The organism is Leptolyngbya sp. FACHB-711, assembly GCF_014695615.1.
Lineage (GTDB): Bacteria > Cyanobacteriota > Cyanobacteriia > Elainellales > Elainellaceae > Leptolyngbya_A.
This window is the reverse complement of the sequence record NZ_JACJOR010000397.1, coordinates 1-20,200: the sequence shown is the minus strand read 5'-3', so window position 1 is coordinate 20,200 and position 20,200 is coordinate 1. Positions and strand designations below refer to the sequence as shown.

General features: G+C 51.3%; 22 protein-coding genes. 16 read left to right on the top strand and 6 right to left on the bottom strand.

The window, feature by feature from the left end; translation table 11 throughout:
* Window positions 1-168: 168 nt before the first annotated feature.
* Window positions 169-984, top strand: coding sequence for a fumarylacetoacetate hydrolase family protein (locus H6F80_RS16895; RefSeq protein ID WP_190792691.1), 816 nt, complete (start codon window positions 169-171; stop codon window positions 982-984).
* Between the two features lie 93 nt (window positions 985-1,077).
* Here H6F80_RS16895 and H6F80_RS16890 read toward each other — a convergent pair whose 3' ends face one another.
* Window positions 1,078-1,557, bottom strand: coding sequence for a Tic20 family protein (locus H6F80_RS16890; RefSeq protein WP_190792690.1), 480 nt, complete (start codon window positions 1,555-1,557; stop codon window positions 1,078-1,080).
* Window positions 1,558-1,698: 141 nt separating this feature from the next.
* On the bottom strand, window positions 1,699-1,896 hold the full coding sequence (locus tag H6F80_RS16885) for a hypothetical protein (RefSeq protein ID WP_190792689.1): 198 nt from the start codon (window positions 1,894-1,896) through the stop codon (window positions 1,699-1,701).
* 410 nt (window positions 1,897-2,306) lie between these two features.
* Here H6F80_RS16885 and H6F80_RS16880 point away from each other — a divergent pair, with 410 nt between their 5' ends.
* The 3 genes from H6F80_RS16880 (at window position 2,307) to H6F80_RS16870 (ending at window position 4,441) form a co-directional block, all read left to right on the top strand.
* Complete coding sequence (locus H6F80_RS16880; protein ID WP_190792688.1) at window positions 2,307-2,885, top strand: GAF domain-containing protein; 579 nt, start codon at window positions 2,307-2,309, stop codon at window positions 2,883-2,885.
* A gap of 95 nt (window positions 2,886-2,980) precedes the next feature.
* A complete protein-coding gene (locus H6F80_RS16875) occupies window positions 2,981-3,196 on the top strand; it encodes a hypothetical protein (RefSeq protein WP_190792687.1) in 216 nt (71 codons plus the stop codon).
* Between the two features lie 87 nt (window positions 3,197-3,283).
* A complete protein-coding gene (locus H6F80_RS16870; RefSeq protein ID WP_190792686.1) occupies window positions 3,284-4,441 on the top strand; it encodes a metallophosphoesterase family protein in 1,158 nt (385 codons plus the stop codon).
* A 234-nt stretch (window positions 4,442-4,675) separates the two neighbouring features.
* Here H6F80_RS16870 and H6F80_RS16865 read toward each other — a convergent pair whose 3' ends face one another.
* Window positions 4,676-4,819: a hypothetical protein gene (locus tag H6F80_RS16865; RefSeq protein ID WP_190792685.1), complete on the bottom strand. Its 144-nt coding sequence runs from the start codon at window positions 4,817-4,819 to the stop codon at window positions 4,676-4,678.
* Between the two features lie 397 nt (window positions 4,820-5,216).
* Here H6F80_RS16865 and H6F80_RS16860 point away from each other — a divergent pair, with 397 nt between their 5' ends.
* Window positions 5,217-7,256 carry a hypothetical protein gene (locus tag H6F80_RS16860; RefSeq protein ID WP_190792684.1) on the top strand — a complete coding sequence of 680 codons (2,040 nt, stop codon included), beginning with the start codon at window positions 5,217-5,219 and terminating at the stop codon, window positions 7,254-7,256.
* Window positions 7,257-7,454: 198 nt separating this feature from the next.
* Here H6F80_RS16860 and H6F80_RS29460 read toward each other — a convergent pair whose 3' ends face one another.
* Complete coding sequence (locus H6F80_RS29460) at window positions 7,455-7,616, bottom strand: hypothetical protein (protein ID WP_206755083.1); 162 nt, start codon at window positions 7,614-7,616, stop codon at window positions 7,455-7,457.
* A gap of 54 nt (window positions 7,617-7,670) precedes the next feature.
* Here H6F80_RS29460 and H6F80_RS16855 point away from each other — a divergent pair, with 54 nt between their 5' ends.
* The 7 genes from H6F80_RS16855 (at window position 7,671) to H6F80_RS16825 (ending at window position 14,273) form a co-directional block, all read left to right on the top strand.
* Window positions 7,671-9,008 (top strand): ATP-binding protein, encoded by a 1,338-nt coding sequence (locus H6F80_RS16855; protein ID WP_199296636.1) that lies wholly within the window; start codon window positions 7,671-7,673, stop codon window positions 9,006-9,008.
* A 9-nt stretch (window positions 9,009-9,017) separates the two neighbouring features.
* Window positions 9,018-10,193 carry a tetratricopeptide repeat protein gene (locus H6F80_RS16850; protein ID WP_190792683.1) on the top strand — a complete coding sequence of 392 codons (1,176 nt, stop codon included), beginning with the start codon at window positions 9,018-9,020 and terminating at the stop codon, window positions 10,191-10,193.
* Window positions 10,194-10,218: 25 nt separating this feature from the next.
* Window positions 10,219-10,872: a Uma2 family endonuclease gene (locus H6F80_RS16845; RefSeq protein ID WP_190792682.1), complete on the top strand. Its 654-nt coding sequence runs from the start codon at window positions 10,219-10,221 to the stop codon at window positions 10,870-10,872.
* A gap of 204 nt (window positions 10,873-11,076) precedes the next feature.
* Window positions 11,077-12,090 carry an NAD(P)/FAD-dependent oxidoreductase gene (locus tag H6F80_RS16840; protein WP_190792681.1) on the top strand — a complete coding sequence of 338 codons (1,014 nt, stop codon included), beginning with the start codon at window positions 11,077-11,079 and terminating at the stop codon, window positions 12,088-12,090.
* Between the two features lie 30 nt (window positions 12,091-12,120).
* Window positions 12,121-12,666: an Npun_F5560 family protein gene (locus H6F80_RS16835; RefSeq protein ID WP_190792680.1), complete on the top strand. Its 546-nt coding sequence runs from the start codon at window positions 12,121-12,123 to the stop codon at window positions 12,664-12,666.
* Between the two features lie 187 nt (window positions 12,667-12,853).
* Complete coding sequence (locus H6F80_RS16830) at window positions 12,854-13,513, top strand: hypothetical protein (RefSeq protein WP_206755082.1); 660 nt, start codon at window positions 12,854-12,856, stop codon at window positions 13,511-13,513.
* Between the two features lie 130 nt (window positions 13,514-13,643).
* Window positions 13,644-14,273, top strand: coding sequence for a DedA family protein (locus H6F80_RS16825; protein WP_518523601.1), 630 nt, complete (start codon window positions 13,644-13,646; stop codon window positions 14,271-14,273).
* A gap of 206 nt (window positions 14,274-14,479) precedes the next feature.
* Here the strand turns inward: H6F80_RS16825 and argG are convergent, their stop codons facing one another.
* A complete protein-coding gene (argG, locus tag H6F80_RS16820) occupies window positions 14,480-15,724 on the bottom strand; it encodes an argininosuccinate synthase (protein WP_190792678.1) in 1,245 nt (414 codons plus the stop codon).
* Window positions 15,725-15,935: 211 nt separating this feature from the next.
* Between argG and H6F80_RS16815 the strand changes: the two genes are divergently transcribed.
* The 4 genes from H6F80_RS16815 to H6F80_RS16800 all read left to right on the top strand — a co-directional run bounded on the left by H6F80_RS16815 (window position 15,936) and on the right by H6F80_RS16800 (window position 19,916).
* Window positions 15,936-16,547 (top strand): hypothetical protein, encoded by a 612-nt coding sequence (locus tag H6F80_RS16815; protein ID WP_190792677.1) that lies wholly within the window; start codon window positions 15,936-15,938, stop codon window positions 16,545-16,547.
* A gap of 209 nt (window positions 16,548-16,756) precedes the next feature.
* Window positions 16,757-17,695, top strand: coding sequence for a glycosyltransferase family 2 protein (locus tag H6F80_RS16810; RefSeq protein ID WP_347277890.1), 939 nt, complete (start codon window positions 16,757-16,759; stop codon window positions 17,693-17,695).
* 102 nt (window positions 17,696-17,797) lie between these two features.
* Window positions 17,798-19,156, top strand: a complete 1,359-nt coding sequence (locus tag H6F80_RS16805; protein WP_190792675.1) for a trypsin-like peptidase domain-containing protein — start codon at window positions 17,798-17,800, stop codon at window positions 19,154-19,156.
* A 136-nt stretch (window positions 19,157-19,292) separates the two neighbouring features.
* Window positions 19,293-19,916 (top strand): TenA family protein, encoded by a 624-nt coding sequence (locus tag H6F80_RS16800; RefSeq protein ID WP_190792674.1) that lies wholly within the window; start codon window positions 19,293-19,295, stop codon window positions 19,914-19,916.
* A gap of 14 nt (window positions 19,917-19,930) precedes the next feature.
* Here the strand turns inward: H6F80_RS16800 and H6F80_RS16795 are convergent.
* On the bottom strand, window positions 19,931-20,200 hold a 270-nt coding region (locus H6F80_RS16795; protein ID WP_199296635.1), incomplete at its 5' end, for a hypothetical protein.

Sequence of the window (20,200 nt, the reverse complement as noted above, 5' to 3'; positions counted from 1 at the left end):
CTCCTTATGGACAATGGCTGCTGCTGCAAAACCCTCTAATCGCATGGCGACCTAGATTGGCGACGATGGAGCTGAAACGGAAGAAAATCTTTTCAACTTCACCGATCGGGTATTGCAATCAGAAGCAAGGATTTACAATCATATACCAGTTAAGAACAGTCTCCTATTATGGCACAACGCTTCGTCCGGGTTCAAACAACGACTGGGCAGCTTTATTACGGTTTGCTGCATCTCGATCGCCGGGTGCAGGTTTTAGATGCTCCTCCCTGGCTGAAAGGGCAACCGACTGACCAGGAGCTTGAACCTGAAACCTATATTTTGCTGGCTCCCTGCGCTCCTTCCAAAATTGTAGCGGTTGGAAAAAATTACCAGAAGCATGCTGCCGAAATGGGCGGAGAAGTTCCGAAAGAGCCACTGCTGTTTCTCAAGCCTTCGACCACGCTCACCGCACCCGACGGCATGATTTACTACCCGCCTCAGTCGCAAAGAGTCGATTACGAAGGAGAACTCGCTCTGGTGGTCGGCGATCGGTGTTTTTACTGCACTCCCGAAGAAGCCCGCAGCAAGATTTGGGGCTATACGATCGCCAATGATGTAACTGCCCGCGACTTGCAGCGAAAAGATGGACAGTGGACCCGGGCAAAGGGATTTGATACGTTTTGTCCCTTAGGTCCGTGGATTGTGCGGGAACTGAGCGGCGCGGCGCGGCTCCAGACATTCCTCAACGACAGCGAAACGCCCGTTCAGTCGGCGACGGTTGCCGAGATGGTGTTTGCGCCAGAAGTGCTGGTGTCTTATATCAGTCAGGTGATGACGCTGCTGCCAGGCGACGTGATCTTGACCGGAACGCCCGAAGGGGTGGGGGCTTTGCAATCCGGCGATCGGGTAAGGATTGAGATTGAAGGCATTGGCTCTCTTGAAAACAAGGTTGCCGTCCGAGAGCCTGCTCCGATTGGGGCGAAAGCTCAGCAACTTCAGGAATAGCCGAGACGAGTTAGTGAGCCGAATTACCGAGCCGAATTGCCGGGCAGAATTTTAGAGAGGTGTTCACCCTCAATCGGCTTACCAACTCTGTAGCTAGCGAACCTGCATATGAACTGCGTTCGACAGCGACGGAATTTCGGCATATCGTCCCAGAGCGGTCTGCACTACAGAAAAGATAACGGCTGCCATCGCGCCCAGGAAGATCACGTTAAACAGGGTTTCCAGAATCAGTCCGCCGCCCAGCACAGGTTGCAGCAGATATTGAATCACGATGCTGCACAGGATCAGCACGATGTCGATCAAGATTGCCTGCATTGCGTTGAAGCGGATAAAGTGATTGATGTTCTCATTCCGCACCACGCCAAAGTAAAGCCCAAAGAACACGATCAGCCCCGCAAAGGGAATCGCGCCATACAAACTGACGATCGGCAAGAGCGGCACTAGAACAACGCTAAGTGCAGGAAACTGAGTGAAAAAAGGCACTCCAAAAGCCAGGGCTTCAATCAGCGGCAGCAGGTAAGGTAAGCAGGCAAAAATGCGATCGGTTGGACTCGTGGAACTGCGCCAGCTCATGATATTTCTCCCAATATTTTTTCCCAGGATGGGGGGTTCTATGCAACATTTGATAAGCATAGAATAGCGTAATTCCCCTGGCGACGCTCTCACTCCTGGGTTGGGGCGACCTTCTACTTTGGCAGGCAGATCATTAAGCCGCTAGTGAATATCAGCAATCCGAAATCCCATCTGGCATTCGTATTGATTGGGCTGTCCCTGCTCTTGTTTACCAACTGCCCAACCACATCGGAGCTTTCCCTGCTGCCAGCGTGGTTGTCCGCCCTGATCTGCCATCAAGCAAGTCGGACAAACCTGCTGGGGCGAAACGAGCTGATTTTCCATGAGGATGACTAGCATAGGACTTCCTCCACAGGCTGAGCTTTGCCCGTGAGTATGCACGGTAGCTTTATTCTATGTCAGGCTTCCCGGATTGCTATAGCAATTGATACGCCTTGTGAAGGAGTTTCATTAATTTCAACATTTTTTTAAACTAACCGTTTTAAGAAGAGGTTTGAAAAGGATCAGAAAGTGCGGCCTTACCCCTTAAATCCCGCAGCCTTGGGGGCCTTTGAATTCCCTAAAGCAAGCGAAGTTTCCCCCAGAATCATCCTGTCAGGGGGCAGTTCGTGAAAAGCAGCATTTTTGAGCCATCCCCTCACCTTTTGACTTTGGGTCAATTCTTTGCAAAATCAAAACTCATCCCTACCACCGTAGGAATCCTTAGCCCGTCTGAATATGATGTGCAGGCGACCCTGTAAGGAATTTCTATGTCAAATGATCCGCAAACGAATGATGCTCAAACCCTCCCAAATGCAATTCTGCGGGCATTTGCAGAACCGGAGCCAGAAGCAGTTTTTGTTGCCCTGTTGCCTGCTTTGTGCGAGGTGCTAAACGTCGATCGCTGCTTTTTGCTGCTTCGCAATCCCGATACGCGCATTCATCGGGTGATTTGCTGGCGGCGCGATCCAAACCTGCCGGATACCAGTACTGATGGCTGGCAGCCCGAAGATGAATGGGAAAAGGACGATCCGATGTTTGCAGCGGCACTGGCAACTCAGCCCAGTATTTTTATCGAGGATATTGAGACGGCAAGCCCCGATCGCCTGAACCGCGACTTTGAGCGGCAGTATCTTGGGCATCGTGCCTTGGTTCACGCCCACGTTTGTCAGAATCAGCAGCTTTGGGGCATTTTACAGCCTGCGGTGTTTGGGCATCCCAGAATGTGGAGCAAAGCCGATCGCGAGACAATCGATCGAGTTGTCGAAATGCTTATTCCGATCGTGGTAGAATCTGTGAAAGCTGCTGCTCCACAGGCGATTAACAGTAGCGATGTGAAGAAGTTCTGAAGAATTCGCAAAAAAAAACGATCTTTAGTCATAAAATTTACCGGAAGTTTACAGAAGCCTCCGTATTAGGGACTAGTACTTTCAGAGGAATCAGCATGGTCTTTTATCTGATTGGAGCTACGCTCACCTTTGGTCTGCTGCTTAGCGCATTCCTGAAAGATGAGTCCACCTCAAATTCAGACCTTTCTTCCTGGATTGTTGTCCTGGTCGGTTCCCTGCTCTGGTTTATTTGCCTACCCTCTGTCATTTACAAGAGGGTTGCCACGGTTCGCCGTCTGCTGGCTCCGGTCTTTTCAGGTCAGACTGCGTAATCAAACTGCTTTGCCGTACGATTCCTCACTGTCCAGCTACAATACCCGTAGCTCAACAAAGCGTTGACTCCTGAGGACAGTTGTGGAATGCCTTTCACTCGTCGAAACACGTTACGACTGCTGGGTTTAGCTGGAATTAGCGGAATTTCTGCCTGTATTCAGCAGGCGGCGACCAGTCAACTTCCTGAGCCTACACCCTCTGCTCCGCCCACGGCTTCCCCAACTTTAGGAGAAACGGCGGTGCGTCGCCTGACCCAGCAGGGTATTTTTGCCCCTCCACGCGGGGATACTCGAATTTTGGTGATCAGCGATTTGAACAGTCAATATGGCTCAACGGACTATGAGCCAGAAGTCGATCGCGTGATTGCCCTTGCTCCTGACTGGCAGCCGGATCTGGTGCTGTGCGGCGGCGATATGGTGGCAGGACAAAAAGCTTCACTCACTCGATCGCAAATTCAGGCGATGTGGAATGCGTTTGATCAGCACGTCAGCGCCCCCCTGCGGCAAGCAAACATTCCCTTTGGCTTTACGATCGGCAACCACGACGCCTCTGGAGCCCGATCGAACGGAAACTTTTTGTTTGCTCAAGAGCGCGATCTGGCGGCAGCATACTGGAATAATCCGCGCCACAATCCTGGACTTCAGTTTGTCGATCGCGCCAGATACCCGTTCTACTATTCCTTTCAGCAAAACGACATTTTCTTTCTGGTCTGGGATGCTTCTACGTCCCAGATTCCTGACGATCAGCTGACCTGGGCAGAGCGCAGTTTGGCATCGAGTCAGTCTCAAGCGGCGAAGCTAAGAATTGCGGTCGGGCATCTGCCCCTGTATGCGGTGGCGATCGGGCGCGATCGACCGGGTGAGTATCTGGATGGAGCCGATCGCCTGCGAACAATGCTGGAAAGATATGGCGTCCATACCTATATCAGCGGACACAACCACGCTTACTTTCCGGGCTATGTGGGCAAGCTGCAAACGCTCCACAGCGGGTTATTAGGAAGCGGAGCGCGGCAATTGTTAAACGGCAACTCGCCCATGATCAAGACGGTCACGGTCATCGACGTCAATCTAAATCAGGCTGAGACCACCTACACGACTTATGATGCGAAAACAATGCAGGTCGTCGATCAGCATCGCCTGCCCCGACTCATTGATAGTCCAACTGCAAAGATTCTGAGGCGAGATGTGCAGTGGGCTGATTTGTCTGGGGCGGAAAGGGCGAGTCGGTATGCGCCGAGGTCTTAGAGAAGGTTTATCAGTAGAAACTGGTCAGCAAAAATCTGCCAGTGGAAAGGTAAGTATCAGTGAAAAGGTAGGTATGAGAAGCCTCTAAGATTCCCCGACCTCCTAAAAGGGAAAACCGAATCGTTGTAGGTAGTCCTTTTGCAACCGGAAGTCCTGACGGCTCAACGTTCCCTTTTGCAGGGAGATTACGGGGATCTCTATTGCTTGAGGAGCTTGATCGCTTAAAGTGCAATTCTACTCAATCTCAGCCTGACGCTTGCGAAGCGAGGCAATCATCTGCTGGCGCACAAGCTTTGCCCACTGATCGAAGTCAAATTCGCCGTTTGCAGGGGTAGCAGCTTGAGAAGACGACTGCGAGGAATTTAAATGGGCTTTCATATGGGCTATCTCCAGAAACACTGATTAATAGGGTCAATCGCGTCACTCACGATTCTAGATGACCTTCTGCAGAAGTCAAAAAGTTCCGTATCTACCGTTACAGAAACTTAAAGGAAATGATAGGGATTGCGAATCCTCCCCATAGACGATTTTAAGCGGATTTTCAGTGTTTTGAGGGATGCGAAAGCCCCTTGCGTAATTTCCACTGGGTTTAACTTGAACTTCATAAAGCGAATGTCACAGGGGTCTGCAAATCATGACGATGTGATTTATTACACGTACCCGGTGAACCAGGATCACACGGCTGCGCATCCCCAATTCCCTTCACGTGATAGATGTTGACCGACCGCCCGGTCGCTAGACTGTTTGGGTTATTTTTACGCAGGCGATCGTTATTATGCGGCTGGGTCGAATTGCAGTTTTACTGTCTTTCATTGGGTTAATCGGACTGCTGGGGTACGGGGTGGAGTTATCGCTGCCGCGCAGGGGTCCCAGTTTGAATAAAACACTCACGCCGATTACAACCCTGGCTCCTGCTGGAATTGGCTCTTATGATGTGCTGGGAATCGTGGTCGATCGCCCGGAAGCCGAACAGCTTTTGCAAACCGAGGCAGGTCAGCAGCAGCTCAGCCGCGAAAATGGCGCGATCGAAGTTACGCAGGATTTGATCGACCTGGGACGCAAGGCGTTTTACACGGAAACTTTTGGCAACGAGTATTTCTTTACCGACGTGATGGGGGCAATCGACGGCGGCATTAACCTGGTGAATCTCAGTCGGGCAATCGTCGCGCTGGGCGGCAAGGCAACCACGAATCTTCAAGTCAAGCTCGATCGCGATTACACCGTGGGTGGCAGAGCCTTTCCCAAAGGCACAGTGCTGAATACAGGTCTGGATGTTCCGGCAGGGTCGCTGATTCCAGTTGGAATGGAAATTCATAAAAAAGGAGGCAAAGTTCAGGTTGGCATTACTTGTGCAGCTTGCCATGCGGCGGTTGATCAGCGATCGGGCTTAGTGATTGAGGGTGCACCCAACATCGATCTAGATTCGGGACTGCTGCTGGCGTTTGCGACCAACTCAGCGGCAATGTTTCGGCAAACGGGAGTGAATCCACTCAAACTGCCCGGCGGAGAGCATACCTACATCAATGCCGCAGGCAAAACAGCGAAGCTAGTGGACGCAAAAGCCTTTGAAGATGCCGTAGACGCAGACTTTCTTTCCTGGGCACCCGGTAACTTTGACTCTTCGCCCGATAACGTCGACAACCCGGCACAGAATCCCTCGTCTTATACCCACGAGGCGTATCCCTATGGCTGGAGCGGCTTTTCATCGATCGGCTGGTTCCACGGACTGACGACGCTGAATAACAATGTTCACGCGACAAATTCCGACCCGTCTACGGCTCTCGAAGCCAGTTTACCGCTGCTGGGCATTGATAAAGAAACCTATCTTGGCTCGATGCTGCAAAATGCCGCGAACCCAAAGTTTCGGTTGCCAAAAGGAGCAAAGCCCTCTGAATTTTTCGATCAAATTGACCCGACTCCAGGCGAACCGGGGATGAATCAGGTGATTCGGATGCCGGGATTTCCAAAAGGTTCGCTGTTTGCGATCGATGGATTGATGGCAAGCTCGCCGGGTCTACCTGTAGGTGAGCAGCTCAACGGAATGTCGGCTTATCAAAATACGCTGGCTCCACCCCCTCACGAATCTGATGCAGATAGCGAAACCCTGCAACGAGGCGCAAAAGTCTTTACCGAGGCGGGTTGCATTAGCTGCCACAGCGGACGCTACTTTAATAATCATCAAGTGATTGGTGAAATTGAAATCAAGGGTCAACCGTCTCGCGCTAAAGCGCTGGCAAAAATACCGGGGATTTTCACCGAGCCAAAAACCTACCCGCCGAGCCTCAGAGTTCCCCTACCTGCCGATCCGCCCGTGCTGAAAGTGCCAACCGAGATTGCGCCATTAGCCGATCGCGAGCTTGCCTTTGCCCAAAACAATCCGGCAGGCGGCTACAAAGTGCAACACCTGATCGGGCTGTATTTGAGTGCGCCCTATCTGCATGACGGTGGCGTGGCTGCAACCCAGGCAGCGATCGCCCCTAACGAAGACGGCTGGTATCAGGTGGTAGAACCAGAAGAAATGGGACTGGCAGGAACCTGGATGCGGCGTGTTGAACCCGACCCGGAAGCCAGTCTGCGGGTGCTGGTCGATCGCAACCTGCGCGAGGCAGCAGTGCAGGCAAACCGCAAGAATGAAGCCTTGCAAAACATTCACTCCGACGGCAGCGGACATAACTACTGGGTCGATCGCAAAGCCGGATTCACACCCGAAGACCAAACCGCGATCGTGCAGTTTATGCTGGCGATCGATGATGATCCGGCAGTTCTCCCTACCAAAGAGGGAGAGCCGATCGTCGCGACGAATGGGGGACTTTGAAAGGAGGGGCTAGTTTTTGAGGGTTTGAGGTAGACCGATCGCCTTCTAACCCCCAAAATTTGCCTTCTAAACTCAACCGATCGCCTTTGGCACTCGACATTTTCTGATCTGGATATGAACGATCGCCATTGGCACTGGATACATTGGCGATATGAGTCAATACATTGCTTCTTGCACCCGATTCATTGCCAGTTGCACTCAATGCATTGCTTCTGTGACCCGATCCATTGCCTTTGTCGCTCGACGCATTGCTAATTGCACCCGATCCATTGCTTCTGCAAGGCAATACATTGTGATTTGCACTCGATTCTTTGCTTCCTGAGCCTGGCGTATTGGCTCTGATGCTCGAAGCATCAACATAGCAGCCTTTATTAGTTTCTCAGTAGGATTAAGGAACGATCGAGGCTGCTGACCATGAGCGACGTACTAACCCGAATTTATAACTCGTTTGATCCAGATAATCCTTTGCCTGCAAATGATCCAGCCTATGTCGAGTGTGGCGAGGTGCGCGGCGAGAATAACATTTTGAAGGATTTGGGAAATGGCATCCGACGATCGGAGGACAAAGCAACCTGTCAGCTTTATGTGGGGCATCGGGGGGCGGGAAAGTCTACTGAATTACTGCGGTTGAAGCAAGATCTTGAAGAGAAGGGCTGCTTTGTCGTGTATTTCGCGGCGGATGCGGAGGACGTTGACCCGGAAGATGCAGAATACGTGGATGTTTTGCTCGCCTGTACGCGCCATTTGCTAGAGGAATTAAAAGCTGCGGACGCTCAGCCTCTACGAAGCTGGTTGCGCGATCGATGGCGATCGTTAGAAGACCTGATGCTCACCGAAATTTCTTTTGATGAGCTGAAGGCAGAGGCGCAGTTAAGCCAGTTTGGTAAACTCAGCACCGCAATTCGGGCAACGCCCACAGAGCGACAGAAGATCCGGCAGCAGGTTAATCCTCATACTCCATCACTGATTGATGCGCTGAATCAGTTTATTGCCGACGCGAAGAAGAAACTGCCAAATGGAAAAACGCAGCTTGTGGTGATTGCGGATAACCTCGATCGGATTGTGCCAATTCCTGACGCTACTGGACGCACGAATCACGATCACATCTTCTTGGAGCGCAGCGGACAGCTCAAAGCGTTGAAGTGCCATTTAATCTACACCGTTCCAATCTCGATGTTCTATTCCAGTCGAGCTAACGACTTGAAAGACACCTATGGCAATGCTCAAGTGCTGCCCATGATTATGGTGAGAACAAAGGAGGGATCCATTCACCCGTCTGGATTTGAGAAAATAAAAGAGGTGATTGTTCGACGGATTCGGGCAGCAACAGCAGGGACAACATATGAGCAAGCCTCTATTGACCAAGAAATCCTTGAAAGTGCGGAGGTAATCGAGCAACTGTGCTTGATGAGCGGTGGGCATATTCGAGAATTAGTTCGCTTGTGTAAAGAGGCAAGCAACAATGTTGATGAACTACCCATTACGGCAAAAGCAGCGCGAAGAGCAATTACCGTAGTGCGAGACACGTATCGACGGACAGTTCAAAGCAACCAGTGGGCATTGCTTGCAAATGTAGCGGTAAATTATCGATGCCCCCATGATGAGGCATATCGAGAGCTGTTGTATTCACGCTGCATCCTGGAATATCGCTACTTTGATGATGACGACGAGATGCAGTGCTGGTACGATGTTCACCCTCTAATTAAAGGCATTGACGAGTTTAAGTCGGCACTTCAAAAAGTAAAGCAGTAGAGAAACCCTATGACTGCAAATTCGATCGATTGGGACGAGGATTTACCCAGCACTCCAGCAGAAGAATATCAAGCACTCGTCCGGGCACTTCGTAGAATCGAGGGTTTCGGCATTATTTTCGTGCGCTGCAACGATGCTGATGAGGAAAGCCTGATTCGTCAGGTAAAAGCAGACCTGCCCCATAAAACGATCGATCAATTGCAGCTCACTGCAGACAGCACGAACTTTTATGAAGCAGTAGAAAGCCTGCCCAACTACAAGCAAACCAACATCCTGTTTGTACGTGGACTGAAACACTCCCTCTACGCCTATGAACAAACCAAGCAGATCTTACGCTGGAGGGCTGATGAAACTCATTCCTATAGCTGGAAGGGTGTCCCAAAAATTCTTGCCAACCTGAATCAACAGCGCGATCGATTCCGCGATGACTTCAAAATCTGCTTCGTTTTCCTGTTACCTCTCTTTGCCATCAAATACCTGATCCATCGCGCCCCTGATTTCTATGATTGGCGATCAGGCATCTTCGAGTTTCCGATGGAGAAGGACACGCTCGATCGAGAGGTCTATCGGGTCTGGTTGGAAGGAGATTACAATGACTACCTTATCTGGACAGATGCTCAACGCTATCGCAAACTTGCCGAAATCCAAAACCTCCTGGAAGAACCACAACTCCCTCTAGATGGGAAAGTAAATCTACTTTCTGAACTAGCTGTGCTTTCTCAAGCAGCCGGAGAACACAAAAGTGTTCTTCACACATGGGATGAGGTATTAAGACTCAAACCCGATTTAGGTGTAGCTTGGAGCAACCGAGGGCTTGCCCTCGCTAAATTAGGACGCTATGAAGAAGCAATTGGTTCCTGGGGCAAAGCAATCGAATTCAAACCGGACTCTTACGAAGCCTGGTACAACCGAGGCATTGCCCTGGTGAATCTAGAACGCTATGAGGAAGCGATCGACTCCTGGAACAAAGCACTCAAACTCAAACCGGACTATCACAAAGCCTGGAACAACAAAGCCTGTTGTTATTCGTTGTGGAATCAAGTGGATAAGGCGATCGAATCTCTACAACAAGCGATCGAGCTTAATCCTAAATATCGGGAAATGGCTAAAACAGATTCAGACTTTGACAACATTCGATCGGACGATCGATTCAAAGCACTAATCGAAGATTCCGATTCAGAGTGAGGCGATCGACTAAGGAGAATTCACGATGGTTAACCCCGTTCCAATCCTGCAAACGATCGCGCTTGAAACCTGGATTCCGGCTGCCTGGGAAGACTTTTTGACCTTTGCAGATGATCCGACGCTGGTGGGCGGCAGGTTTTATTACGACCAGGGTGAGATGAGGATTGAGATGAGTCCATTGGGTTCGGCGCACGGTCAGGATAATTCGATCGTTCTCACAGTCGTTAATCTCTATGCCACGGTCAAAGCGATTCCGATCAAAAGCTTCATCAATACGACGTTTCGGAAAGCAGGACTGCGGGAATTCCAGCCTGATCTGGCGTTTTATATGGGTGAACCTGGCGAGGCTGTGACGTTTCCAGCCCGATCGAACGCTGCAGTAGACCTCAACGAATTTGACCCGCCCTCACTGGTGATTGAAATTGTTGCCTCTTCGCTAGAAGACGACTGCACGCGCAAACAGCCACTTTATCAGCGAGCAGGCATTCGAGAATATTGGGTGGTGGATGTGAATGTGAGCCAGGTGATTGCCGTTGAGCCTAGCAAGGCAACCCAACTCCGCCGATCGCAGGTTTTACCTGGACTAGAAATTGATTGGGTCGATTCTGCCCTGAAACGTGCCCAGACCGAAGACGATGGTGCGGTGAGCCGATGGTTTCTTGGGCTGCTGACGCAGTGATTGGGTCGATCGCCCTTCGCCCTTATACCAAGTTCTCGCTTCTCAATCACTCAAAGTGTCCCTAAGCGAGAAATAAAGGCTTTGACGTGAGCCTCAGCTAACGGGGGCGTTGTAGGGCTTTTACGATTTCTCAAACTTCCTCCCAAATTCCTAGAATCGCGATAATAGAGAAAGAAGAGGACTCCGGGCAGGGAAACAGGACTGATGAAACTATCAAAGAAGAATCTAGATCAGCGGCTCGATCATCTCTACGACGTAATTATTGTCGGCGGTGGCATGGGCGGACTCTCCGCAGCAATCTATCTTCAGCGATATCGCCTCTCCTGTCTGATTATCGAAAAGGGCAAAGGGCGATCGTTCTGGATGCAAGAACTGCGAAACTATCTTGGTTTGCCGCCGGAAACCCCCGGACGCGACGTGATTCAGCACGGGCAGGAACACGCCCTGATGCTGGGGGCAGATCATTTGCGTGGCTTTGTGGAGGAAGTGCGCGATGAAGGCGAAACCTTTACCGTGAAGGTCAGGGTGGGCAAGGAAGACAGTATCTACCCTGTGTTTCGATCGAAGTATGTCATCGCCGCGAGCGGCATTATGGATCATTTGCCAAAGCTGGAGAAGATGCAAAATGTCTTTGATTTCGCGGGCTATAATCTGCACGTCTGCCTGATCTGCGATGGCTACGAAATGGCAGATAAGCAGTGTGGTCTCTTCGTGGGCACTGAAGGAGCAATCAATACCGCATTTGTGCTGAACTGGTTTACGCCTTATGTCACCGTCTTTACCAACGGTTTGTTTGAAGTGGGCGACGAGATGCGGCACAAGCTGAAGGAACATGGCTTTCCGCTCGTTGAAACGCCAATCACACAGCTTTTGGGGCACGACCACGAAATGACCGGGGTTGAGCTAGAAGACGGGAAGATCATTCCGCTTGAAACAGGGCTGGTCGCAATGGGATCGCATTACTATAATGAGTACCTCAAGGGACTCGACCTGGAGTGGAAAGGCAGCAATCTGGTAACAGATTCCATGTGCCGCACCTCCCATCCGCGTCTGTTTGCGATCGGCGATCTTAAAGAAGGCATCAATCAAGTGTCAATTGCCGTCGCAGATGGTACATTAGCGGCAACAGCAATCTGGCGGGACATTCGCAGGGCTGCTCCGCCGCGTCGCTGGGAAGAACACTTGGTTGGGGAAAACCCCATGGTTGAGACGACCTAATAACAACGCGATCTGATTTGGAGCAAGACTGTGACACGAACTGATACCCTCACCATTCCCGAACTGCAATCGGAAGTTGCCCATCTGCGCGATGAACTCCAGATGCGCGACCAGCTTGTGCAGCAGCTTTCACAAGAACTTTTCCGCTTGGTAAAAGGGAATGCTGCAACGACTCCGACTCCCGCTGTTTCTGAGCGGCAGCAAGCCGAAATCCGCGCCCTTCGTGAACAGGTGCAGGGCTTTGAGCAGCAGGCAATGTTCTACCAGGAGCAGCTTTCCGCCAAAGATACGGAGATTTATCAGTTGCGGCAGTCCGGTCGTGAAATGACCGATCGCGCCCGAATGCTGGAACAGGTGGTCGAAGAACTGCCCCGGATTTACAAAGAGAAGTTTGAGCAGCGTCTCGCGCCGATTAAGGAAAAAGTCGCGCTGATTCAGCAGGAGAACCGTCGCCTGCACGCCGAACTTCAGAGCGTCAGCTATCGCCTTGCGGTCAGAAGTCGTCGTGTGAGTCATTTAGATTTGCCGAGCTTCCCTCGGATGGGCGCAACGCTGCCTGATCTGAGCAACGTCTAATTCCAGTTCCCTCCAGAACTGTGAGTTACCTCTGTGGATTACCCCTCTCTTGTGGGATGGCATCAGAACTTCTGGCGCGGAAGATAGCCCGTCTGCTGGTCTGAGCGAGCGAAGACCTCCATCCCACAAAAAGACAGGCCGTACACAAGAAGACAAACGATAAACGGATAGTTTCTCAGCTTAGAAATTGGTGCATGTCCTGCTCATAATCGATCCGCTGCCTGCTGATCAGGATGATTTGCAGGCCCAGTCTATTTCTGCGATCGAACAGGCGATCGAACAATTTCCCGTTTCTACGGAGTCTTCAGTTTCGATCGTTTGTAGCGATCAGCCGATCGCACTTCAACCCGCAGATCTGCTCTGTCCGCTAACGCTCAACCTACCGGATTCCCTGGACTGGAAGGGTCAGGCAATTTATAAAGTCTGTCGAGACGTAGAGGGATTACGCGATCGCGTCCAGCAGGCACTTCTGGTTCCGATCGCGACAGGAGAATTCTGGTTGCCGATCGTCCTGACGGCAAAAGGCGCACTTTACGCCGAAGCCATCTGTCGTGAAAATTCTCGCTACTATCAGCCGCTCCATTTGCCCGATCTGCACCGTCAGGCTCTTTATCGCCTCGCCCATCGCCTTTTGCAGGAACTGAACGCGCCGCCGTCGGTTTACCTGCTTCAGTTTGGTTGGACAGATGGGCAGATTGGCTTCGATCGCCTGTATCCCTTTCCGGCAGAAGCGGCGATTGCTAGTCTGAAGGTTCAAACCCCAGATCTTTTTGCCTGTCACTGGCAATGCTTAACGTCTCAGCCAATTTTCGATGTGTACATTCCAGGGAATGTGGTGTGGCGATGAGAAGCACTTCTCTCGTAGGAGTAATCGCCCTTCGCGAATTGACACGATCGCTGATATTACGTCAAGATGGGAATCATTAAAGGCTGTCACAAATCTTTGTAAAGTCCTATTTCTAAGGTTACTCATTACCGTGGAACTGATTCCCCTGGAAACCATCCAGAACATCGCTCACGAATACGGCTACTGGGCAGTGTTCGGCGGCATTCTCCTCGAAAATACAGGGATTCCTATTCCCGGTGAAACGATTACTCTCGTCGGCGGCTTTCTGGCAGGCAGCGGTGAGCTGGATTTTTGGCTGGTGCTGGCAAGTGCGCTAGGCGGAGCGATCCTCGGCGACAACTTTGGCTACTGGGTTGGGTATTACGGCGGCTGGTCGCTTGTAACTCGTGTGGGTAGACTGTTCCGCATCAAGGAAGAACAGCTTATCAGCGTCCGCGATCAGTTTGCTCAGAACGCTGCCAAAGCTGTAATTTTTGGTCGATTTGTCGCACTGCTTCGCATCTTTGCCGGACCCTTAGCAGGAACGGTAAGAATGCCCTATGCGCAGTTTCTTCTCTGCAACCTCGTTGGTGCAAGCATCTGGGCAGGTGTCACCATTACCGCCGCCTACTTTGCCGGAAGGCTAATTGCCCTGGAAACCCTGGTGCAGTGGATGTCTCAGTTTGCCGCTGTCGTCGTGGCGATCGTCGTTGCCTGGTTTGCCCTCTCCTACTGGCTGGAGCATCGCAAGTTTGGCAAAGGTCTGGAGCAGCAGGATTGAGGTGAGCGGATAGGGGATAAGGAGATAGGGGATGAGAGCAGGATGATTGCTCTATCCAAACTACACTGACTGGTAAGCGTCTCGCTGATGTCTAAGTGACAGGAGTTCCTTTCTGTTCATTCAACGATCGCTCACCTTAACGAACAAACCTACCTCCTTCTACCCACTTACCCATCACTCACCTACCCATCCCCCCATCCACTCATCTACCCTTCAAGCTTTACTTGCCCCGTCGTTGCCAGCACCCGCGCACTCACGCCAAAGACGCGCAGCAGTCCTTCGGAGTCGGAGTGGTTGTAGTCACCCACGCCTTCCATTGAGGCATTTTCTTCGGAGTATAGGGAGTGGGGCGTGTCGGTTGCGGCGATGAAAGAGAGCGTTCCTTTGTAAAGGGAGACGGTGATAGTTCCGGTTGCCAGAGCAGCGGTGCGATCGAGCGCTTGCTGTGCCATCTGGGTCGCGAGATCGAACCAGTAGCCTTGGTAGATCTGTCTGGCAACCAGGAGCGAAAGCTGATCGTAAAATTCGCGGGCGCGGCGGTCGAGAATAAGCTGCAACAGATAGGCATAGCAGGTTCCTAGAATCTCAACGCCAGGGCTTTCGTACACACCGCGAGACTTGATGCCGACAAAGCGGTTTTCCACCAAGTGCGTACCGATGCCAATGCCGTGCTTGCCGCCGATCGCGTTTGCCCGAAGGAAGGCTTCCACCAGATTGACCGACTGACCGTTAATAGACACCGGACGACCCGCCTCAAACCGCACTGTGAATTCTTCGGGCTGATCGAGAGCAGCGATCGGATAGCAGCCCATAATCGGCTTGACAAACTGAGCCGGAGTCGTGAGCGATTCCAGCATTCCCGATTCGTGAGTCAGCCCCAGCAGGTTAGCATCGGTGGAATAGGGCTTGTCTTTAGTAGCAGTTACGCTCAACCCGTTATCCTGACAGAAATCGATCATTTCGCTGCGTCCAGGGAAGCGTGCCAGGAAAGATTCGTCTCGCCAAGGCGCATACACCTCAAACTCAGGAGCCAGCATATTTGTAATCAGTTGGAACCGCACCTGATCGTTACCGCGTCCGGTTGCGCCGTGGCTAAAGATCGTCAGTCCACGCTGCTTCATTTCGCGAATCATCGCTTCGGTCAGCACACAGCGAGCGATACCTGTAGTGTTCCAGTAGCGTCCCTCGTAGCACGCCTGCGCCTGGATTACCTGAAGCCCCGCTTCGGCAATTCCTTCTCGGCAAGGCAGCAGCACAAATTCTGAAGCTCCCGCTGCCAGCATTCGCTTTTCAATATCCGCCGGATTATCCTCGTCGGGCTGTCCCAAATCGGCCGTAAAGCAAACCACGTTCACGCCCTGATCCGTCAGCCATCGCGTAATCGTGCAGCTATCGAGTCCACCTGATCCTGCAAAGGCGATCGTCTTTCCCTGTAAGTCTTGCGCTTTCATGTCGTTTTTCTCTCTCAGCCAACCTCCAGACCGGGAGAACAAAACCCCGATCGGGCAAACATCATATTATCGGCTGAATGGTTCCCATTTTGTTCGGGGACAACCGATTGTTAGAGAATGATGGCATGAGAGGAGGTAGGTGAGTGGGTAAGTAGGGCTTTTTAGGCTGCTTGAACTGTAGTTAGATGGACAATTTCTTCTATTAGACTTTATGGGATTTGTAGTAGAAGCCTGGTTTCACAATACTGCACCTGAAATTGCGGCTAAGATGCTTCGCGATGGTCTCGCTACTGGAGGGTTTACTCCGGTCAAGGTGCCACCTTCTCAGAAAGACTCTTGGAATCGCGTAGCACTCTATCAACATAAAGTGTATGCCGCACTAACACCTCAAACTGAGAATCACTTGGTTGCGACAGTCAAGTCCGCGATAAGTTGGGATGAAGGGTACTCAGCATTCGAGCAAGTCTTTATTTATCTCCTTAATCATCACCAAAACGTCGAGCTTGCAGAGTTGTTGCTTTCAACGCGAAATCCTGAACCCTACCCTTTCCTAACGCACTCATTTAATCGAGGATCGTTTCCGCCAACAATCGTCAATCACAATGAAAATACAATTACTCAAAGAGGCGAGGGTAATTATTGGATGAAGTGGGGGCCAGAACTTCACTTCATTGCTGACAAGGTCTTTAAACGAACTCAAGTAGATGTAGCTAGCTTTGCTCATAGCCTGGCTGCTGCAATCATTCCTCTAAAGGGAGGTTCGCTACTCGATTGTGGCTGGACAAGAGAGTTTGCACTTCCCAAACACTTAAGCTCGATCTAATCACTCCAATTTCATAATTTGGTTTGTCTATTCACTCACCCGTCCACACCTCTACAGAGAACTTTTTGACGGTTAAGCGGGTCAACGATAGGATGCAGTCAGAGCACTGCTCATTCTGGATGCTTAAAAAAACCGTCCTCGACGGAAAGTGTTCTAAAGCGCATCAACCCCCAGATTGTTCAAAAATATCGTTCAAAAAGATTGCTGCCGTGTTTTTTAGCGTTGTCATTCCCACTTATAACCGTCTGCCGATTCTGGAGAAATGCCTGTGGGCACTGGAAAATCAGATGATTCCGGCTGATAGTCCGATCGCTGGCTATGAAATCGTCGTCGTGGATGATGGCTCAACCGATCGCACTGTGGAATGGCTGCAAACCCATCAGGCAGAGCTGCCCCATGTGCGGCTATTTCAGCAAAATCATCAGGGACCGTCTGCCGCGAGAAATCTGGGTGTTCGTGAGGCAAAGGGCGACACGATTATTTTTATTGACAGCGATCTGGTAGTGCTGGAAGGATTTCTTCAAGCTCATGCCATTGCCCTCACTGAGGCAGAGAAAAACCTGGGAACCGATCGCGTCTTTACCTATGGCAGCGTGATCAACACCTGCGATTTCGACGATCCGACTTCAGAGCCATTCAAGATTACGGACTTTTCGGCGGCGTATTTTGCAACCGGGAATGTGGCGATCGACCGAAAATGGCTGGAAGAAGCTGGACTGTTTGACACGCGCTTTCAGCTTTACGGCTGGGAAGATTTGGAGCTGGGCGTTCGGCTAAAACAGCTGGGGCTAAAGCTGATCAAGTGTCCTGAAGCGGCAGGCTATCACTGGCATCCGCCGTTTAGCTTGAGCCAGTTGCCCAATTTGATAGACAAGGAAATTCAGCGGGGACGGATGGGGGTGTTGTTTTACCAAAAGCATCCGACCTGGGAAGTGCGAATGATGATTCAGATGACCTGGATTCATCGGCTGTTGTGGGGTTTGCTGTCTCTGGGTGGCACACTGAACGAAAAAACAATGGCTCCCCTGCTGCAATGGCTGATCGATCGCGGTAAGCCTCAGCTTGCTCTGGAAATCGCCCGGATTTTTCTTAACTGGTACAACGTACGCGGCGTGTATGCTGCCTATGCGGAGATGCAGCAAAGTTAAAAATTTAACCTGCTCATAACTTATGTAAATCTCCCCTTTACATACAGGAATAAATTCCGCAGATTGGTGAAATCTACGATTTCGCTGTGATGCTTTTAATCTATGATCAGAGCTTTTTTGGTGCAGGCGGTGCTGCTGTGGCTGCTGCTGCCCTATCCTGCTTTTGCTGCTCCGATGTCCACTCCACCGCCCTTTGAGGTCGTGGCTGCGGCAAAAAACCATTTTCTGCCGGATGACACAGCTTTTACGACCCCTCAACCCCGCATTGAAGTTGCCCGGATTCGATCGGCGATTATGCCTGGTGTGATTTTGGGTGGACGCTATGACGGAATTTTGAACCTGTTGCAGGATCGATACACAGCAAGCGGAGAAATCGACACCCGCCTGGAAAATGCTGCCCGATCGCTCATCGAAGACGAACTCATGCAGGCAGGCTATCCTGTCGCTGCCAGTTCGAGCCGATCGCCCTTTGCAGATCAGCTTGTCGATAACCCGGAACCGGGACAATTTTTGATCGGCGGTACAATTACCGAAGTTAAGCTCAATTCCTACAGTTCACTGCTGGGCGAAAAAACGCAGGACGAGCGCACCATTCGCTGGGAACTGTTCGATCGCACTGCCGGAAAAGTAATCTACCGTCAGACCGTGACCGGACGCGCCGAGGCAGAAGGCGTAGACAACCCTGCCGCCACCTATGAAGCAATTCGCAACAGTTTTAAGGGGTTGCTGACCCAGGCTGATCTTGCCGATTTCCTGTCTCAGCCCACGATCGCCAATCTACCCATAACGGTTCCTACCCGCTACGAAATTGCGGCAGTTTCTAGCTCAGAAACGCCCCTTTCCACAGAACAGATTGTCAGTCGATCGATTCCCTCGATCGTGCAAATTCGCACCCCAGAAGGACGGGGAACGGGTTTTGTAGTTGATGCTTCCGGCTTGATCATGACCAATCATCATGTTGTTGGGTCTGCCCATACGGTGCAAGCCGACCTGTATGACGGTTCAACCCATAAAGCACAGGTGATCAAGCGAGATGCAGCTCTGGATGTCGCGTTGCTGCGTTTGGAAGCAGATGCCGCAGATTTGATGAGTTTGCCTGTGTGCCCTGTGTCGGTCAAAGTAGGGGAAGACGTGGTGGCCATCGGCAATCCGCTAGCACTCTCCAACAGCGTGACGCAGGGCGTGGTCAGCGGCATTCGCACCCGCAAAGCGCACCATTTGATCCAGACCGATGCAGCAGTTAATCCCGGCAACAGCGGTGGTCCCTTGCTAAACCGATACGGTGCGGTGATTGGCATTGTCACTGAAAAAATTGCCAGTCGTGGCATTGAAGGGTTAGGATTTGCGCTCCCGATCGCCGAATCGCTCGATCGCCTCAATGTCAAAATTCACCCCACTCAAACAGCCCTGAATTCCTGCGGGAGTTCAACGATGCTGGCTGTCAATCAGATACCGCAGTAACGACAGTAACAAGGTCAAAGCTATGAATCGCCCTGATTTCAACCCCTTTCCCAGCCTGGGCGAGGGGCTTTATTTATGACATAATCGATCGTCTCTACTTCGTTCATTGTTTTGTCTACCTGCGTTTAAAGCTTTTATGTCCCTTTCCTGCCAGCAACTTCTTCAGAAGTATCCCGATCTTTGGCGAGATGCAACCGTTCATCCATTCCTGATGCAGTGCCAAACAGGAGAAATTCAGCCGCATCAATTCAACACCTGGCTGGTACAGGATTATTTGTTTGTGCTGGAGTTCACGCGGTTCGCGGCGACGCTAATTACCTGGTCACCGATCGCTCACTTCGACGTATTGCTAAGCGGTCTAACGGTACTGCAAGACGAGCTAAATTGGTTTCGCAAAAAGGCTTCAGAGCGTCAGCTCAATCTGGATACGCCTAGGCAGCCCACTTGTCAGACCTACTGCGCCTTTATGGTCAACATGGGAACGGCTCCCTATGCGGCAATGGCAACGGCTTTCTGGGCGATCGAACTGGCGTATAACCAGGGGTGGCAGCTCCCCGGCAAAATGCCCGAACCTTATACTGAATTTGCCGATCGCTGGGGCAATCCGGGCTTTACGGAATATGTAAAACTGCTGGAACACCAGGCAGACGAAATGCTGCGATCGGCATCTGAAGAAGTGCAGCAGCAGGCAGAACTCGCATTTATCAAAGTCGCACAGCTTGAAAAGGACTTTTGGCAAATGGCATTTGCAGCAGTCTAGAGGCGATTTAAGTATTACTGGTTAGCTTCAATTTCCTGTTTACCGCCTTTGCCCTCACAGATATTTTTAATCGATTCGAGAGCTTTCCCGATTCCTTCATTGATTGCAGATTCAAAACTGCCTTCGGGCGATTGTTCTGCCATCTTCTGCGCCATCTCTGCGGGAGGTGCGTAGTGAATATGCACTGTGACCTTGCACTGTTCACGGTCTCCGTCAACTTCCATCCAGCCGCCGTAGTCATTCTCGCCATCTGAACCCCATTCAATTCGTTTACTGAGGCGATC